Origin of the sequence: Prescottella defluvii (assembly GCF_000738775.1) — a bacterium.
GTDB classification, from domain to species: Bacteria; Actinomycetota; Actinomycetes; order Mycobacteriales; family Mycobacteriaceae; genus Prescottella; species Prescottella defluvii.
Window position 1 is genome coordinate 1 of the sequence record NZ_JPOC01000155.1, and the last position, 543, is coordinate 543.

Sequence of the window (543 nt, forward strand, 5' to 3'; positions counted from 1 at the left end):
GGGGACGCGAACACGAAGACGGCACCGTAACCCAGAGCCGACACCAGCAGCGCGACCGCCACCACCGTCGCCGGCGTCACCCTCCGGACGAGCGGGACCGCCGCAAGTCCCGAGACCACCATGATCGCCATGCCGGGAAGCAGACTGATACCGGCCTGCATCGGGCTCTGGCCGACCACCAGCTGCAGATGCTGCGAGACGAAGAACAGGAACCCGACGAGGGAGAACACGCTCAGCAGGTTCACCGCCACCGCACCCGAGAAGGTGGGCACCGCGAACAACCGCACGTCCAGCATCGGATCGCGGCGGCGCAACTGCCGCCGGACGAACAGGACCGAGGCGACGACGCCGACCAGCGCGGGCACCACGGTGGACACCAGCGAGCCGTCCTTGGCGACGTTCTTGATCGCGTACACGATCGGCGCCAACGCGAGCAGTGACAGCGCGATGCTGACCGGATCGATCCGGCCCGGATTCGGGTCCTTCGATTCGGGCAGGAACACCGGCGCCAGGATCAGGAGCGGGGCGAGCACCGGGATCGCG

General features: G+C 68.5%; 1 pseudogene. It reads right to left on the reverse strand.

From position 1 onward, the window contains the following. Nucleotides 1–543, reverse strand: a pseudogene (locus IJ15_RS26550) (MFS transporter); the annotation flags it as partial.